Origin of the sequence: Oceanobacillus rekensis (genome assembly GCF_002153375.1) — a bacterium.
Lineage (GTDB): Bacteria > Bacillota > Bacilli > Bacillales > Amphibacillaceae > Oceanobacillus > Oceanobacillus rekensis.
The window spans coordinates 61,125-77,909 of the sequence record NZ_MTBQ01000002.1 but is presented as its reverse complement, the minus strand read 5'-3'; the positions used below and the strand labels follow the sequence as shown (position 1 = coordinate 77,909).

Sequence of the window (16,785 nt, the reverse complement as noted above, 5' to 3'; positions counted from 1 at the left end):
ATACTAATAACGGATAGTATAAAATAAGCGACAATTAACAAATAGTTTTAACGAATTATTATCTCTCAATTTTATAAGCGACTTTTAAAGGAAGTCAAGAGTTCAGTAGTTTACAAGTTAGTAGGTAGCGATACAGATAATTCATTCAAAATGAAAGCGATTACGTTGTGAAGGGGTGACATATTTTGTCTTTGTATAAAAGAAAAAATGGTGCAGAACAACCATACTGGCCAATAGGGCCCTATAAAATGAGATTACCATTCATTCATTATAAACTAGAAACTCCGGAGTTGATTCAAGGGGTAGTTTTGTTTACCGCAGGATTAGGTATGATTGAAATCATGACCAGTGTGATGGGGATTTCCTATGAAGCGGCATTAACGATTACGATTTTAAATCAATTTTTAATGCTAATTCCATCTACTTTTGGAGTTCCTTTTGTATCCGGTTTCATCACTGCGTTAATTCCTTTGATTGTCGTCTTTATAGGAGGATTCGAACCAGGTGCTGAAGCGGTACAAGCTGTTATTGCTGTTCAATTAGTTTTAGCTTTCCTCTTTCTAATTTTCGGAATCAGTGGGTTAGGGGAAAAAGTAGTTGTTAACTTACCACCATCATTAAAGGCTGGTGTTCTGATAGGGGCAGGTATAGCGGCGATCATGACTGAAATTGAACCTGGTGGACGTTTAGCTGAAACTCCCATCGCGATAACTGTTGGTGGTTTGCTATGTTTATTTACAATGTTTTCTTTGCACTTCAAAAAAATGTCCATTCAAAATCGATTTGTACGCTTTATAGCAAGTTACGGTATCGTACCAGCTATTCTTACAGCAATACTCGTTGGCTGGCTTGTTGGAGAGTACCCTACTCCTAGTATAGAATGGGGTATTACAGTGCCTTCTATTTCTGAAGTTTGGCAGTTAACTCCATGGGTTATTGGATTTCCTGGAATTGATTTGTTAATAGCAGCTGTTCCAACTGCAGTATTGGCTTACATTATTGCTTATGGAGATATTATTGTTGGGGAACAAATGGTTAAGAGGGCTAGCGAAGCACGAAAAGATGAAAAAATCTCCTATAGCTTTAGTCAAATGCATCTATTAACATTTGTCAGAAATCTGTTAAATGGCTTATTTGCACCGCATCCTGGGATGTCGGGACCAATCTATACTGCCGGTGTTGCTTCTGTAACGGAAAGATATACGAAGGGTAGAAAAGCAATGGATAGTATTTACTCAGGCACAAACACAATGCTTATTGCTTTTTCCATAGGTATATTCATGCTTCCACTAGTTACTTTCTTCCGTCCATTTTTACCGATTGCTCTCTCGATTACATTGATTTTAACAGGTTATTTATGTATAACAATCGGTATGAAACAAGTGAAAACGGAAGTAGAGATGGGTGTTGCCGGAATTATGGCTATTGTTCTAGCGATTTACGGTGCTGCGCCTGCTTTAATTCTGGGAGTTGTCTTGTATTTTACAATTGAAAATACTGGGAGAAAGAGAAAGAAACAGAATAAGGAAGAAATTGAAGAAGAGCAAGATATCGTCTGAGGTTTGGTTTACATAAAGACGTTTCTTCGTTCATTAAGCTTAAAATAAAGGGGAATTCAACTCCTGCAGCTAAAAAGCACTTCTTGAAGAAAGATAAATACGTTAGGAGAGGAGAAACAATATATGAAGGCTATCATTGTGAAAAAGCCAGGCGGTCCGGAACAATTACAAGAATCAGAACAGCCGAAACCGGAACCGCACGAAGGTGAATTGTTAATCAAAGTGAAGTCGGCCGCTGTTAACCGATCGGACATCGTCAACCGCGAAGGCCGTTCAGGTTATTTGAAGAATCCAGTTTTGGGGATTGAAGTTGCGGGGATTGTTGAAAAAGCTGGACCGGGAACAGAAGTAAAAGTCGGAACAAGCGTAATGGGACTTGTGAATGGCGGCGGATATGCAGAATATGCTGTTATGCCTGCTGACCGGGCGATGGTCATTCCGGAAGGCTTATTATTTGAAGAGGCAGCAGCGATTTCTGAAGTATTCTTAACTGCTTATCAAACGTTATTTTGGTTAGGGCGATTAAGCAAGGGCGAAACAGTACTCATTCATGCCGGTGGAAGCGGTGTCGGAACAGCAGCGATCCAACTTGCGAAACAACTTGTCGGGGCGACAGTCATCACTACTGCTGGTTCAAAAGAGAAACTGGATTTTGCCCAGTCATTAGGCGCAGATCACTGTATCAACTATAAGGAGCAAGATTTTGCTGAGGAAGTATTGCGAGCGACAGATGGACAAGGTGTTGATTTAATTCTGGACTTTATCGGAGCATCTTACTGGGATAAAAATATGGCCAGCATCAAGGTAGATGGACGCTGGATACTAATTGGCGTATTAGGCGGAGCGAAAATAGAAGAAGTAAGTTTAAGAGATCTGATGTCTAAACGGATTCAGTTGACAGGCACACTGCTTACACCAAGAAGTAATCAGTACAAGGCGGAACTGACAGCAGATTTTGCCACAAATGCTCTAAATTATTTTGAAAGTAAGCAGCTTAAGCCGATTGTCGACCGTGTATTTGCTTTTGAGGATATTCAACAAGCACACCTGCACATGGAACAAAACAAAAACATCGGGAAAATTATCTTAAAAGTCGATTCAACAAGCTGAATTCAGCATAGCTGAACGATATAATTTGCCATGGAATTGCGAATCTAAAGAAATACCTTGGCTAAATACGTAATGTATTAACCATCAAACTTACTATATTTATGGTTTTGATAGTATACTAACTTGATGGCTCTAGAACATAAACTAAAATAAAAACTGCTAGTTGTACAGCTTCTAACAAAGCCATTGGACACTAGCAGTTTTTTTATATTTTTAAACAAACAGGCTAAGCATCAATACTAATACGATTCCACAAACAGAAATTAATGTATCCAACACGGTCCATGTTGAGAATGTGACTTCCATCTTTAAACCAAAAGACTGCTTGACAATCTAGAAAACAATATCATTCACATGTAAAGCTATGTCGCCATAAAGGCAAACCTAGCCATAGAAACTGTAAATCTGGGATAGCGAATTATCTACCGCCCCTATCCGATTTCTCTTATAATCCTTTCATTTTATATGCCTACGTATTATTCTAGATATAGATAACATTTGAAAATTGCAATTATTAAATAAGTAAAATTTATTTAAAGGAGCCTTTGTAATGATTACAATTCTAAAAGCGACAGAAGAGCATATCGATGGAATAGCGAAAGTTTGTATTAATAGTTATTGGGCCACCTATAGTGATATTCTAACAACTGAATACATCGAACGACTGATTAGTGAATTTTATACGCCTAGCAGACTGTTGAAGGAAGTCACAACGACTAACCCGGAATGGAATGGCTGGATGGTTGCAGTAGAAGATGGAAAAGTCTTAGGTGCTGGTGTTGGTGGAATGATTAGTGAAGATCATGGTGAATTACATACCCTATATCTAGATCCCGAGCGTACAAAAGAGGGTATTGGTACGATGATTCTTGAGGCAGTTACAAAAGAGCTCATCGAATATGGTGCAAAAGTACAGTGGGTGAATGTTACGAAAGGAAATAGGAAGGGCATTCCATTTTATGAGGCAAAGGGTTTTCAGTTTATCCATGAGCAAGATGAGTACGGAATTATTGAAGGAGAAGATTTTAAAGCATTAAGATATCATCGTTTATTATGAAAAATTAACATGATACGGGACATGGGGACCTTGATTCGACCCCATCTCCCAATGTTTTCAGGAATGAATACCCTACCATAAAAGACCCGGTACATCGATGGTTGTTTCTGCAGGTTTCGTTTCCACCATCACTTTTCCATTTCGAATGGAGTAGAGCACGGTTGCCTGTGTGCGAATCGCTTCATATTCTGAATCAGAATCAATGACAATCAGGTTTGCTTTATTCCCTTCTTTTATGCCATAACCTTCTTCGATTCCTAATGCCTTGGCTCCATTAGTTGTGATTAGATTCAGTGCAGTCACGATGTGGTCATGGTCTGTCATGTGACAAGCATGTAGGCCTGTGTCAACAACATCCATGAGATTGCCATCGCCAAGCGGGTACCAAGGATCCATGATGGAATCAAGGCCAAAGCAAACATTTATTCCTTCATTTAGTAACTCTTTCACTCGTGTTAGTCCCCGACGAGTTGGATAATTATCAAATCTCCCTTGTAAATGCAAGTTGGCCTTTGGCAGCGCAACGAAATGAATTTTAGCTTTTCTCAAGGTTTGGAACAGCTTGTACGTATATGCATTACTATACGAGGCCATTGCGGTTGTGTGACTTGCGGTAACACGGTCACCCATACCTAATTTCAGCGATTCCCCTGCAAGTACTTCAATATATCTTGATTGATCATCATCAATCTCATCACAATGAATATCGACGAGTTTATCATATTTCACCGCAAGTTCCAGTGCCTTTAATACGGACTGAACACCATCTTCGCGAGTTAATTCATAATGTGGAATACCACCGACAACGTCCGCTCCCATTTCCAGTGCCTTAATCAGCAACTCTTCCCCATCTGATTTCGTGTAAAGCCCTTCTTGGGGAAGCGCTACAAGTTGTAAATCCATCCAAGGTTTTATTTCCTCTTTCACTTCCAGTAAGGCTTCTAACCCTCTTAATTTCGGATCACTTACATCTACATGGGTGCGGACATGCTGAATACCATGCTTTAGCTGCATTTTTATCGCCTTTAAGGCACGTTTTTTAATATCATCCTTTGTTTCGTTGGCAATTTGTTTCCGTTCAGACCAAATTTCAATTCCCTCAAAGACAGAACCCGATTGATTCCATCTTGGTGTTCCTGCTGTCAGCGCATAGTCAAGATGAATATGCGGTTCTACATATGGAGGCAGTACAATTTTCCCTTGAAGATCGATAACGTTCACATCACTTGTCTCGTTTTGACTTGTATGAGGCGTAATCGTCTTAATTTGCTCTCCTTTCACCCCAATATTCCATCTGCCTTCCTGGCCATAAAGCTTTGCATTTTTTAGAATCATTCGTAAAACAACTCCTTCAAATTCTCTTTACTATATTAACCAACTTTGCGCGAAACCCCAGCTAAATCTTAACATATAGGAAGCACGGAGACGGTTCTTTTGCTTCCACTTCACACAAAAATGGAAGCAGGAGAACCGTCCCCATGCTCTTTGTGAAATCTGCTTCCATCCTAAGACAATATTCTAGACTTTTATTATCATATAAGTATACTTGGAAAGAGAAATAGGATAAGTAGGTGCAGCTATGAATAAAACAAACACATCCAAGTCAATTCGTATGTTAAATTTTATCGAGGAAAAGGGAAATCGGTTACCACATCCTGTAACCATTTTTATAATGTTTACATTCACCGTTATCGTTTTATCTCATATTCTTTATTCTATGGGAACGAGCGTGACGTTTGAAGGAGTAAACAATGAAACGATGGAAACCGAAATGCTCAACGTCGGTGCAGTCAGTTTGCTCACTTCCGAGGGCATTGCATATATGTTTTCAAGTATTGTATCCAACTTTACATCATTTGTTGCCCTTGGACCGGTATTAGTTGCAATGTTAGGGGTTGGTGTCGCTGAAAAAAGTGGCTATATTAATGCCTTAATGACAAATACGGTTACGAAAGCTCCAAGGAAATTTGTGACGCCCATTGTTGTACTTATGGGTGTGTTATCGAATGTAGCTGCTTCTGTCGGTTATGTCGTACTTGTACCACTCGGCGCTATTATTTTTTTAGGCTTCAAACGGCATCCCTTGGCAGGTCTTTCAGCTGCTTTTGCTGGGGTTGCAGGGGGATACTCTGCAAATTTAGTTATAGGTACCAATGATCCGTTATTAAGCGGGATTTCTACAGAAGCTGCCCGCATTTTAGATGCCAGCTATTTGGTAAACCCGACAGATAACTGGTTCTTTATGTTTGCTTCTACTTTCTTAATTGTTATTATTGGCACGATTATCACAGATAAGCTGATTGAACCGAAATTAGGAAAATATGTACCAAGTGAACCTACCCCCAACCAAAGCGGAATTTCCAGTATTGAAAAGAAAGGCTTAGTTTGGGCAAATATCTCTATCCTAATTACAGTCATTTTAATAGCATTCCTTGTCATTCCTGAAAATGGCCCACTTCGAGGTGAGGGTGGAAGTCTAATCGTTTCCCCTTTCATGAGCAGTATTATTTTTCTAATGATGCTGATTTTCTTAGTGCCTGGTACGGTTTATGGGATAGTTACAAAAGAAATCAAAAATGATAAAGATGTTGCAAATCTAATGAGCTATTCACTGGAGGCAATGGCTGGATTTATTGTATTGATTTTCTTTGCAGCACAGTTTGTTGCATTTTTCAATTACACGAATTTAGGTACCATTATCGCGGTAAAAGGGGCAAGCGTATTAGAGGCGATTCAATTAGATGGGGCACTATTACTTGTCGCATTGATCCTGATTACAACAATAATCAACCTATTTATTGCTGCAGATTCTGCAAAATGGGCAATCATGGCTCCTGTATTTGTACCGATGTTTATGCAAATGGGCATATCTCCGGAAGTAACCCAGGTGGCATATCGGGTTGGTGATGCATCAACAAATATTATTTCGCCATTGATGCCATTCTTCCCACTCGTCGTTGCTTTTGCCCAGCGGTATGGGAAACAAAATGGGGTCGGAACAGTGATATCCCTAATGCTTCCATACTCCATTGCCATTCTAGTTTGCTGGACAATCTTCTTTGTAATATGGTATTTACTAGGTATACCGGTTGGACCTGGGACAAGTTTAACGTACTAGAGGTTGTTCAAAAAGTCCGGTAAATATGACACATCGAATTTCTACGTTGGCTTGTTTCTCCGCCGCCTTGAACTTCTCGGTCCTATTTACCCTCCTTTTTGAACACGAACTACAAGAAAGGATGATAGAGATGAAAGTAACAACAACATGGACGGGTGGACGTGCCTTCGAAGCGGTTGGTGATTCTGGCTATGCGGTAAATATGGACGCGACAGAAGCTTACGGTGGTTTAGGAAAAGGTGCTACCCCAACAGAAATGCTTTTAGGTTCATTAGCAGGGTGTATTGGGATTGATGTAACAATGATTCTCCGACCCCATCTCGATAAAATTGATAAAATAGAAATAGAAACAAATGGCACTCGAAAGGAAGAAGCACCAAAAGGCTTTACAGCGATTGTTGTGACGTTTACGATTGATGGTGATATTGACAGCAAGAAAGTGTGGCGCGCAATCCATCTCGGAGAGGAAAAATATTGTTCCGTATCTGATTCATTAAGTGGAGAAATTTCTTTCAAACTAATTTTGAATGGCGAGGAACAATCCGCCTAACCGAAAAATTTCCGAAATCGCTAATTGCATAAAGAGTAATTTATTAAACAACAAAGGCCAGAAATTAAACTCTGGCCTTTGTTTATGCTCCTGATTATTCGTTTTCCGTTCAACTTACTATTATTAATTATCGCTTTCCTTTTTTTCCTCCCAAAGTCGTATCCGCTCTTCATGACTTACTCCTTTGTGGACTTGATGCAACAAAAACCCTATAGTGCAGACTTTCCAAGCGTCTGCACTATAGGGTTTTTTCCTTTTCCGGTCAATTAATATAAGCATCATGGAGTTATCTTACTAATAAAACTAGATAAGCAAAATCGTAGAATACCTCATTCTCTTTCCCTCACCCTTTGTGTATCTCTGATATTCTTCTGAACGGTTACTGCTGCAAATAAACTAAGAACAAATGCCATACCGAAAAATCCCTTTTCACTTAAAATAATACTTCCAGCATTGTACAAACCGATGCCAATTAATAAAATAGATATAATTAGTGCAACCCAACTAATACCATAATAAATAGTAGTAACCGGTATTCCCTCCTCCTTATCTCTTACTGCTTTTTGTAAAGATACCGCAGCATAAAGCCCGAATATTAAAACCGCAAAATAATACCCCTTTTCATTCAATTCCATTGTTGCGTTAAACAGACCGATAAAATAAGATCCAACACCAATCAATAAAGCTGCCCAAGAAGCACCTTTGAAAGCTGAAGTTGGCTCCCCCTCTCTCCTTTCTAATTCAACATTTGAATCATCTTCTTTTTCCATATCTAATAAAGACTCGCGTTCCTCAGACATTCAATTTTTACCCCCATCCTTTTTCTAATCAAAAAAATGAAGTACCATAAGTACACTGTATTGCCCTTACCTACATTATATATATATAAATTTCCTGTAAATAGAAGATAATTTTATAAATGGAAGCATGGGGACGGTTCTTTTGCTTCCTCTCACGCAAGAAAAAGGAAGCATGAGAACCGTCCCCATGCTTCCACGACTAGAAATCAAAAAAATATTTTGGATTTCCATTAATTACCCAAAAAATAGTTATTGGACATTCTATTAGAAAAGAGATTAAATTGTATATATATTCAAAAAATATAACAAAGGAGAGAGCTTATATTATATTAAAGTTTCTTTAACACTAAAGTTTAAATGTAAACGCATACTTTCAATCAATAAACAAGTATATGACTGATCCATTGCTATATTTTAATTCTCTAGTGTATTTCCAAACTTTACATACTCGTATTAATGACCATTAATTAATGAGATAAAATTGGAGGAAAAGACGATGCAGGTAACAACAAATGCAGAAAAAGTAATTGAAAAAACAAAGTTACATAAATTTCATTGGATGTTACTTTTTTGGGGTGCACTACTAATGCTGTTTGATGGTTTTGATTTAACTATCTATGGCGCAGTAGTACCTACACTCATGGAGGAATGGGGAATTTCTGCAGTTCAGGCAGGAAGGTATGGAAGTTATGCCTTATTCGGAATGATGTTTGGGGCGTTAATATTTGGAACGCTGGCAGATAAATTGGGTAGAAAAAGGATTATCATGATCTGTGTTTTTATCTTCAGCCTATTTATGCTTCTGGCAGGACTTTCTCCCAGTCCCGAAATGTTTGGACTGTTCCGATTCATAACTGGATTAGGACTAGGTGGCATGATGCCCAATGTCATTGGATTGATCAGCGAATATTCACCTGAAGGAATGCGCAGCCGTATGATTGCTACGATTATGGTCGGATATTCCATTGGTGGGGTTATCGCTGCGTTTCTTAGTATGATTCTTATCTCTAATTTTGGTTGGGAGTCCGTATTCTTCTTCGGAGCTATTCCATTATTGTTCTTGCCGTTCCTAGCGAAGGCGCTACCAGACTCAGTTGGGACATTGGTTAATAAAAATGATCGTAAAGGGATACAAAAGATTCTTGTAAAGGCCAATCCAACATATACACCTTCCGAAAATGAAGCATTTGTTTTAAACAAGCCAAAAGAAACGTCATCACCAGTTAAAAATCTATTTACTGAAAAAAGAGGCTTTTTAACGGTGATGATATGGTTAACATACTTTATGTCCCTACTAATGATTTATGGATTGAATACATGGCTGCCTAAATTCATGACCGAAGCAGGCTTCCCGCTTGGTTCAAGCTTAAGCTTTCTTCTAGCGTTAAATGTTGGAGCAACAATCGGTGCCATTTTAATGGGATGGGTTGCAGACCGTTGGGGTGTTGGTAAATCGCTTATTCTGTTCTTTGTTATCGCCACTATTTCGATTACAAGTCTAGGATTCGCATCCAATATGATTCTATTATATGTCATGGTAGCAATTGCAGGAGCGGCAACCGTAGGAACACAAAACCTTACACACTCCTATACTTCCCAATTCTACCCAATTACAATTCGCTCCACAGCGTTGGGATGGGCACTTGCTGTTGGACGCATTGGAGGAATACTCGGGCCCACAATTGGCGGTATTTTACTTGCATCCAATTTAACGTTACAGCTAAATTTTTTCATATTTGCCATTCCAGGAATCTTTGCGGCATTGGCTGTATATTTAGCCAACAGGCAAGGTCGGAAAGTAATTACTAACGAACGGGAATTGGAGAAAGTCGCCAACTAAATAGTTTTAAAACTTTCAATCAGACCTTGAATTCGTAAACATTTATGCGAATTCAGGGTCTTTTTTCATAGAACGAAGCATGGGTCGGTTCTTTTGCTTCCACTCCACGAAAAAGGAAGCATGAGAATGTCCCCATGCTTCCTCCCTTGTTACAAATTCGATGCTTGTGCTGTTATTTGTTCTTTTTGCTCTGGTCGAACAAAGCGTATTGCTGTTATAAAGAAGCATAATAGGCCTGCAAACATAAATAGTCCGAATAAACCACTTTCATAGAGCGGAGAGAAGTAAACAACATTGACAACTGTCAATAGAAGTGCAGCAGTCAAACCAATGTAGCCAATGCGGTCTGATTTTTGAATTCTCCATTCTGATTTGTTATCAAGAAGTGTTACAAGTACAATTGTTAAGATATTTATGGAACTTCCAATCCAAACAGGGTGTATGTTTAAGTAAAACTCTTGAGGATTCCAACCACCTAAGTAGTACCATAATAATCCACTCGTAAAGCCTGTAAACAAGGATGCGACTACCGCACGCTTTGTAACAACTGGCCAGAATAGAGCTGCAATAACCGGTGCAAATGTTGCGCTGTTTCGGATCGTCCATGCAAACACATTCCACCATGCCGATTGCTCTGTACGCAATAAACCAAAGATGATCATCAACCCAGTTAAAAGCAATAAGGATATTTTTGTATATTTAATAAGTTGATCTCCCGTAGCAGTGGGATTGATTGCACTTCCTACATCACGTCCCAAACTTGTTGCACCTGAGAATTGGCACGGACCTCCCCATCCTAACGCACAGCCCCAAACACCAAGAAAGAACACACCTACTAATGGAGCAGGCAGCACTTCCGCCAAGTACAGCGGAATAGCAATGAGACCCGTCGATGCGTTCGGCACAACGACTGCTGCTGATATACCGAAAAGAACACCGCCAATAATGAAAGGTATCGCCATTACTCCAGCCATTACCATCCCCTTTTGTCCCTCTTCCGGAGTTCGGGATGAAAGTGCCATTTGAAATGCTGCCTGAGCGAGAATAACATTTACAAGAAACGTTCCAAACCATACAACAATCACTTGCAGCCCAACACTTCCAAAATCAAACATCTCTGGACGTTCTAAATTTAAAGCTGCCAGACCAGATATTCCTGGATTGATGAAGAAAGCGACCACTCCAATGATGATCATCAAGCTAAAAAGAACCATATTCATTGTCTGTGTAAAGGCGATAGACCACATGCCACCAGCTTGTAAATAGATAAATAGAAGTATTGCAGTAAAAGCCACTGATAAACTCAACGATATACCGGTGAACACATGGAAAGCTGAGGCAAATGCGATAGCTGTTGCAACCGACCACATAGGAAAGGCAAACGCAGTAATTGCACCTGATAACCCTTTGGCAGCTCTCCCATATTTATCACCAATCAAACCGGATACTGTTACAAGCATTTTTTTCCGGAAAGAGCGGATAATCAGGAAAGCTATGATGAAGATCTGAAGCATTTCCGCTACACCATACCAAATCGCTGAAATACCACTTAAATAAGATAATTCCAAAATCGATATAAATGTTGATCCGGAAAATAATCCAGTAATACAGAATGCAACAATCCATTTATTAAAATTCCTGTTTCCCACAAAATAACTGTCCTTCTTCGTCAATCTTCGTTTTGCAAGTTGCCCCGCGACAATCAATGCAAAAGTATATCCTACTGCCAGAACAATAATCCACACACCATATTCTGTCATCATCATTCACTCCCTTAATTAATATATTAATCCAATTGAAATACTTGTATTTGAGTATAAAAGATTATGTACGAAAAGCCAATTTAAAACCCCCTTCTATTATTAAGAAGAGGGTAATTGTCCGATATCCTCTCCTTATCTTCCAGACCGTTGTCTGATGGAATTAGCACAGTGCTCATGAAAAGCCTGCTGCCGAGGTATCAAAGGGCCATTCCCTCCACCTCTCTTGATAAGAAGTAAACTTATTTAATTGTATTTAATTTACACGGGTTCTAACATATTGTCAATATATTTCGGTAACTTTCGATATAATTAGACTTTTTTACTATTAAAGTGGAAGCATGTGGACGGTTCTTTTGCTTCCTTTTCTGTAAATACTAGGTTATTTGGATAAATATAGAGAAAATCCTGTTAACCTGAAACTTTTTCAGCCTGAACGCGTAGTACAATTAATAGTTTCCATACATAATAAACCAAGCAGGAGGAAAACAATGAAAAAGTCCATCTATTATACTGGTTTCCTAATAATCTGCGTGTTGATGCTCTTTGGATGCAGTGAGAAAAACGCCACAGAAACAGCAGCAGATGCAAATGAAGAGACGCAAGATGAAACAACTACAGTAGATAATGCGAATGAAAGCAAGACAGAAAGTGAAGAAGCCGATGAAGCGCAACAAGCTGATCCAGAGGTTTGGATTGGCGGTGAAGTTACTGTTGAAGGTGATACGATTATCGTTGAGGGGGAAAGCAATCTACCTGCAGGCTTGAATATTCATTCCGGTGGCCAAACAGATGTCATGGCTGTTGGTAGCCTTATTGAAAGTGCCAAAGTTGAGGAAGATGGGTCCTTTTACTTTGAGCTTCCTAACAGCACTTCCGATCTCACTTTAAATTTCCGATTGCAAAACTCTGATAAGGCAGCAGAATATTATGGAGAAAACCTTTCCTCTGCAACAGGGCCATTTGTCTATGAAACCGAAGACAGCGGAAGATATGATGTGAAGGCAACGGTAAGAACGGATAGTTTAAAAGAAACGCCATACAGCATTGCGATTGAAACACCCCAGTGGAAGGAAAGACCATCTGATTATGGCGATCCCAATGTTTGGCTGGAAGTAGAAAGTGTCGATACGGATCATGATTATATATATGTCAACATGAATAGTAATTTAGTAGAAGGAACATGGCTTGGCGGGAATGTCGAGAATGCCGAGGGTGGTATTATTCCTTTTTCCTTTGATCACCAGCACGTAAATCCTGACAGCACATTTCAACTGAAGATTCCTTATCAATCCTTGAGAGCCGGGATGTACCTGCCAATTCAAGTAGAAGCCAAAAATAATTCCTGGGATAATGTTTTGGAAGCATACGGAGAAAATGGCGAAAAATGGACTGGTGAACTTGTACAGACAAACGAGGATGGCGAGCATTTTCTGCAATTTGACGTGGAATTGCAGGCACCTGAGTTAACTCCACCAGAAGAAGTAAACCTTACTGTCGATGAAGAAGAAATTAAGATGCAAGTGCCTGATCATTTATTATTTGATATTGAAAAGAGCGAGTTAAAGGCGGATGCAGAAGAAACATTAAATGGAATTATTGCCGACCTTGAAAAATTACCCGAAAAGACAAACGTTCATATCAATGGGCATACTGATAACACTGGGGAAGAAGAATTCAATAAGAATTTATCGATGGCCCGAGCAGATGCAGCATTCCAATATTTAAAGGAAAACGGTGAAATTGGCCATTTGAACATCGAAACAAAAGGATACGGGGAAACTGCCCCAATCGCATCCAATGAAGAGGAAAAAGGACGCAATGAAAACCGCCGAGTGGAGATTGTAATCAACCCTCAAGGCGAATAGAAAGAAAATATTTAATCAACCCGACTTTCAAAGTAGCCCCCGTTCTATAATAGAACGGGGGCTACTTTCCATTCGGGGATGGTTCTCAAGTTCCGCTATATCAAAAAATGGAAGCATGAAACCTTCCCAATAATTCCACTACTTAGTTGTATCGTTTTTCTTCGATTAAGTGTTTTTTAATTTCCTCAATGTTGACGCCATAGCCGATGCCGGGTGCTGTTGGTACTTGTACAACTCCGTTTTCTGCAATAACTTCTGGTTCAATGATGTCCTTATCCCAATATCTTGAGGATGACGCCGTATCTCCTGGCAGGGTAAAGTTAGTCAGGGAAGTAATCGCAATATTATGGGCGCGTCCAACACCTGATTCCAGCATTCCGCCACACCACATCGGGATATTTGCCTTTTCACATAAATCATGGATTCTTTTCGATTGCGTTAATCCACCTACTCTAGCAATTTTTAGGTTGATAATTCTACCGCTGCAAAGTTCGATTGCTTTCCTCGCATCATCATAGGAGTGAATGCTTTCATCCAGACAAATAGACGTCTTTATTTCTTTCTGCAATTTTGCGTGATCAATCAGATCTCCTGCAGTCAATGGCTGTTCAATCATCATCAAATTAAACTGATCGAGTTCCTTTAACGTTTCGATATCATCTAATGTATATGCTGAATTGGCATCGACCATAAGCGGAATATCAGGGAATCTGTCCCGAATGGTTTTCACAACAGCTACATCTTTACCAGGTTTAATTTTTACCTTAATCCTTTTGTAGCCCTCATCGACTTTTTGCTGAATATTATCTAGCAGGTCGTCAATGTTCTCCTCAATTCCAAGGCTAATTCCTACATCGATGGAAGATTTCGTACCACCCAATGCCTCTGCCAAGGATATCCCTTTTAATTTTGCATACAGATCCCAGACCGCAGCATCCAATGCAGATTTTGCCAGGTTATTTCGTTTGAAAGGAGCAAAGAACTTCTGCAACTCGTCTGGATGTTCGATTTCTTTTTTCAAAATTAGCGGAATCAGGAATTTGTTCAGCATGATCCAGCTTGATTCCGTAAATTCCTCGATATATAGTGGCATTTCGGAAGTAACACATTCTCCCCAGCCAGATACACCATTTTCATCCTTTATTTCAACAAGTAAAAATAAGCGATCCTGTTCTGTTCCAAAGCTTGTTGTAAATGGAGTTTTCATTCGCATATTAACTTTATAAACGTTTATTTCCGATAATTTCATATAAGATTCTCCTTTTAGGCTATTATTCTGACTGCGATTACAATAAGGATTATTCCATTAATATACCAGATAATTACGTGTAATTGGAATATATGCTATTACTAAGTTGACAAGGATGATACCCAAACCACTATAAAGGAAATTCCAAATCATTTCCCCTTAGTGTGAATAGTCTTCCCACTTAGCTTGCAGTAGATTATAATGAAGTTTATACTTCAAATCAATATATTCAGGTAAAGGTACGGTGACAATGTCGCTTTAAAATGCCATGTTAGCAATGATTAATCGGATAGAGGAACGTGGAAAGGTACAACCAACATATAAGTATTTTATAAAGGATGGCGAAGATAATGGATAAGAAAATAGAAGAACGTGTTATTGATACATTTCACTATTTACATGAACATGCTGAAATCAGCTGGGAAGAGGTAGAAACAACAAAGTATATTAAAAATCTACTAGAAAAAAGTGGATGCCGTGTGACGGTTTTTGATGATTGTACTGGTGTGGTTGGTGAATATGGGAACTTTAACAAAGGCCTTCCTATAATAGGAATCCGGGCAGACATCGATGCCTTATGGCAAGAAGTAGACGGTGAATTCCAAGCAAATCATTCTTGTGGTCATGATGCACACATGGCAATGGTTCTAGGGGTATTATGGAAACTGGAACAACAGCCGGATTTAGCTGAGAAAGTTGCCGTTAAATTTATCTTCCAACCTGCTGAAGAACATGGTACAGGGGCATTAAAAATGGTTGAAAAAGGTGTCGCAGAAAATCTGGATTACTTATATGGTGTCCATTTGCGGCCACAGCAGGAAGCATCGATGGGAAAAGCTACACCTGTCATTGTCCACGGTGCTACGAAAATGTATAGTGCTGATATTAAGGGCGATGATGCGCATGGTGCACGACCACATCTGAATCACAATGCAATTGAAATTGGCGCTCAAATTGTTAATATGCTAGGCCAAATCCACCTTGATCCTAGAGTACCCTATTCAGTTAAGATGACTAGATTTCATGCAGGTGGGAAAAACACAAATATTATCCCAGGAAATGCATCTTTTTCCCTTGACTTAAGAGCTCAAAATAATCAGTTGATCGAACAATTAGAAACAGAAGTTAATCATATTTTTGACTCTGTAAAAGAACTTTATAACGTAGATATTGAAATTACTAATACGGGAGGAATAGCTGCTGCTGAGACGAGCGATGTGGCAACGGCCATCATGAGGGAAGCTATTTCTGAAGCAATCGGAGCTGACAATTTACTCCCACCACTCGTTACTCCAGGTGGAGACGACTTTCACTTTTATACAATTAAAAAGCCAGAGCTAAAGGCTACCATGCTTGGACTAGGATGTGACCTTCAACCAGGTCTCCACCACCCGAAAATGACATTTAATGAAAAAGCTCTCATAAACGGCGTAGAAATTCTATACCAAGCAATACTGAAAACAAAGTAGAACCGTCAAAAGGATTCCGTTTTGTGGTGCATAATGGTTAAATGACACGCTAAAAAGGCATACGAAATGGACGTATGCCTTTTTTGTTGTTATATCAATTGTTTAATCAAACAAATATTTAGAGGTTTTTATCTATTCTATGACAATAGAAATTTCACTTTATGGAGAAGCTCTCTCTTGAATTTTGCCTTTTTCGGTCACTCATCTGAGCTATGAGTTACCTTTTACTCTTATTTTCACCTTGTTCGGTCACTCATCTGAGCTATGAGTTACCTTTTACTCGCATTTTCGCCTTGTTCGGTCACTCATCTACGCTATGAGTTACCTTTTACTCTCATTTTTACCTTGCTCGGTCACTCATCTGCGCTATGAGTTACCTTTTACTCGTATTTTTACCTTGCTCGG

13 protein-coding genes and 1 riboswitch are annotated in these 16,785 nt (G+C 39.2%); of the genes, 8 read left to right on the top strand and 5 right to left on the bottom strand.

Annotation, left to right across the window (positions count from 1 at the left end; all coding sequences use genetic code 11):
• Window positions 1–185 precede the first annotated feature (185 nt).
• Both BV906_RS04355 and BV906_RS04350 read left to right on the top strand, forming a co-directional pair.
• Window positions 186–1,559 carry a solute carrier family 23 protein gene (locus BV906_RS04355; protein ID WP_087972234.1) on the top strand — a complete coding sequence of 458 codons (1,374 nt, stop codon included), beginning with the start codon at window positions 186–188 and terminating at the stop codon, window positions 1,557–1,559.
• Between the two features lie 123 nt (window positions 1,560–1,682).
• Window positions 1,683–2,669, top strand: a complete 987-nt coding sequence (locus BV906_RS04350; RefSeq protein WP_087972233.1) for an NAD(P)H-quinone oxidoreductase — start codon at window positions 1,683–1,685, stop codon at window positions 2,667–2,669.
• 213 nt (window positions 2,670–2,882) lie between these two features.
• Here BV906_RS04350 and BV906_RS19750 read toward each other — a convergent pair whose 3' ends face one another.
• Complete coding sequence (locus BV906_RS19750; RefSeq protein WP_281254123.1) at window positions 2,883–3,002, bottom strand: GntT/GntP/DsdX family permease; 120 nt, start codon at window positions 3,000–3,002, stop codon at window positions 2,883–2,885.
• Window positions 3,003–3,219: 217 nt separating this feature from the next.
• Here BV906_RS19750 and BV906_RS04345 point away from each other — a divergent pair, with 217 nt between their 5' ends.
• The gene (locus BV906_RS04345) at window positions 3,220–3,726 is read left to right on the top strand and encodes a GNAT family N-acetyltransferase (RefSeq protein WP_087972232.1); all 507 of its coding nucleotides are present in this window, start codon (window positions 3,220–3,222) and stop codon (window positions 3,724–3,726) included.
• 72 nt (window positions 3,727–3,798) lie between these two features.
• Here the strand turns inward: BV906_RS04345 and codA are convergent, their stop codons facing one another.
• Window positions 3,799–5,061: a cytosine deaminase gene (gene codA, locus BV906_RS04340; protein ID WP_087972231.1), complete on the bottom strand. Its 1,263-nt coding sequence runs from the start codon at window positions 5,059–5,061 to the stop codon at window positions 3,799–3,801.
• 244 nt (window positions 5,062–5,305) lie between these two features.
• On the opposite strand from codA, the gene BV906_RS04335 reads away from it, so the two are divergent.
• Window positions 5,306–6,844: an AbgT family transporter gene (locus BV906_RS04335; protein ID WP_087972230.1), complete on the top strand. Its 1,539-nt coding sequence runs from the start codon at window positions 5,306–5,308 to the stop codon at window positions 6,842–6,844.
• Between the two features lie 130 nt (window positions 6,845–6,974).
• Window positions 6,975–7,394 (top strand): OsmC family protein, encoded by a 420-nt coding sequence (locus tag BV906_RS04330; RefSeq protein ID WP_087972229.1) that lies wholly within the window; start codon window positions 6,975–6,977, stop codon window positions 7,392–7,394.
• A gap of 329 nt (window positions 7,395–7,723) precedes the next feature.
• Here BV906_RS04330 and yiaA read toward each other — a convergent pair whose 3' ends face one another.
• Complete coding sequence (gene yiaA, locus BV906_RS04325; protein WP_087972228.1) at window positions 7,724–8,194, bottom strand: inner membrane protein YiaA; 471 nt, start codon at window positions 8,192–8,194, stop codon at window positions 7,724–7,726.
• Between the two features lie 496 nt (window positions 8,195–8,690).
• On the opposite strand from yiaA, the gene BV906_RS04320 reads away from it, so the two are divergent.
• The gene (locus tag BV906_RS04320; RefSeq protein WP_087972227.1) at window positions 8,691–10,034 is read left to right on the top strand and encodes an MFS transporter; all 1,344 of its coding nucleotides are present in this window, start codon (window positions 8,691–8,693) and stop codon (window positions 10,032–10,034) included.
• A 149-nt stretch (window positions 10,035–10,183) separates the two neighbouring features.
• On the opposite strand, the gene BV906_RS04315 is transcribed toward BV906_RS04320, so the two are convergent.
• The gene (locus BV906_RS04315; protein ID WP_087972226.1) at window positions 10,184–11,794 is read right to left on the bottom strand and encodes a sodium:solute symporter family protein; all 1,611 of its coding nucleotides are present in this window, start codon (window positions 11,792–11,794) and stop codon (window positions 10,184–10,186) included.
• A gap of 132 nt (window positions 11,795–11,926) precedes the next feature.
• Window positions 11,927–12,030, bottom strand: a riboswitch (SAM riboswitch).
• 255 nt (window positions 12,031–12,285) lie between these two features.
• Here BV906_RS04315 and BV906_RS04310 point away from each other — a divergent pair.
• Window positions 12,286–13,662 carry an OmpA family protein gene (locus BV906_RS04310; protein WP_087972225.1) on the top strand — a complete coding sequence of 459 codons (1,377 nt, stop codon included), beginning with the start codon at window positions 12,286–12,288 and terminating at the stop codon, window positions 13,660–13,662.
• 142 nt (window positions 13,663–13,804) lie between these two features.
• Here BV906_RS04310 and menC read toward each other — a convergent pair whose 3' ends face one another.
• Complete coding sequence (menC, locus tag BV906_RS04305) at window positions 13,805–14,911, bottom strand: o-succinylbenzoate synthase (RefSeq protein ID WP_087972224.1); 1,107 nt, start codon at window positions 14,909–14,911, stop codon at window positions 13,805–13,807.
• A 350-nt stretch (window positions 14,912–15,261) separates the two neighbouring features.
• Here menC and BV906_RS04300 point away from each other — a divergent pair, with 350 nt between their 5' ends.
• Window positions 15,262–16,380 (top strand): M20 peptidase aminoacylase family protein, encoded by a 1,119-nt coding sequence (locus BV906_RS04300; RefSeq protein WP_087972223.1) that lies wholly within the window; start codon window positions 15,262–15,264, stop codon window positions 16,378–16,380.
• The last annotated feature ends 405 nt before the right edge of the window (window positions 16,381–16,785 follow it).

Excerpts from the sequence above, each read along its gene's own strand:
- BV906_RS04330 (WP_087972229.1), top strand. The coding sequence starts at position 6,975 with ATGAAAGTAACAACAACATGGACGGGTGGACGTGCCTTCGAAGCGGTT.
- yiaA (WP_087972228.1), bottom strand. The coding sequence starts at position 8,194 with ATGTCTGAGGAACGCGAGTCTTTATTAGATATGGAAAAAGAAGATGAT.
- BV906_RS04335 (WP_087972230.1), top strand. The coding sequence starts at position 5,306 with ATGAATAAAACAAACACATCCAAGTCAATTCGTATGTTAAATTTTATC.
- BV906_RS04320 (WP_087972227.1), top strand. The coding sequence starts at position 8,691 with ATGCAGGTAACAACAAATGCAGAAAAAGTAATTGAAAAAACAAAGTTA.
- BV906_RS04345 (WP_087972232.1), top strand. The coding sequence starts at position 3,220 with ATGATTACAATTCTAAAAGCGACAGAAGAGCATATCGATGGAATAGCG.
- BV906_RS04310 (WP_087972225.1), top strand. The coding sequence starts at position 12,286 with ATGAAAAAGTCCATCTATTATACTGGTTTCCTAATAATCTGCGTGTTG.
- BV906_RS04315 (WP_087972226.1), bottom strand. The coding sequence starts at position 11,794 with ATGACAGAATATGGTGTGTGGATTATTGTTCTGGCAGTAGGATATACT.
- menC (WP_087972224.1), bottom strand. The coding sequence starts at position 14,911 with ATGAAATTATCGGAAATAAACGTTTATAAAGTTAATATGCGAATGAAA.
- BV906_RS04300 (WP_087972223.1), top strand. The coding sequence starts at position 15,262 with ATGGATAAGAAAATAGAAGAACGTGTTATTGATACATTTCACTATTTA.
- BV906_RS04350 (WP_087972233.1), top strand. The coding sequence starts at position 1,683 with ATGAAGGCTATCATTGTGAAAAAGCCAGGCGGTCCGGAACAATTACAA.
- codA (WP_087972231.1), bottom strand. The coding sequence starts at position 5,061 with ATGATTCTAAAAAATGCAAAGCTTTATGGCCAGGAAGGCAGATGGAAT.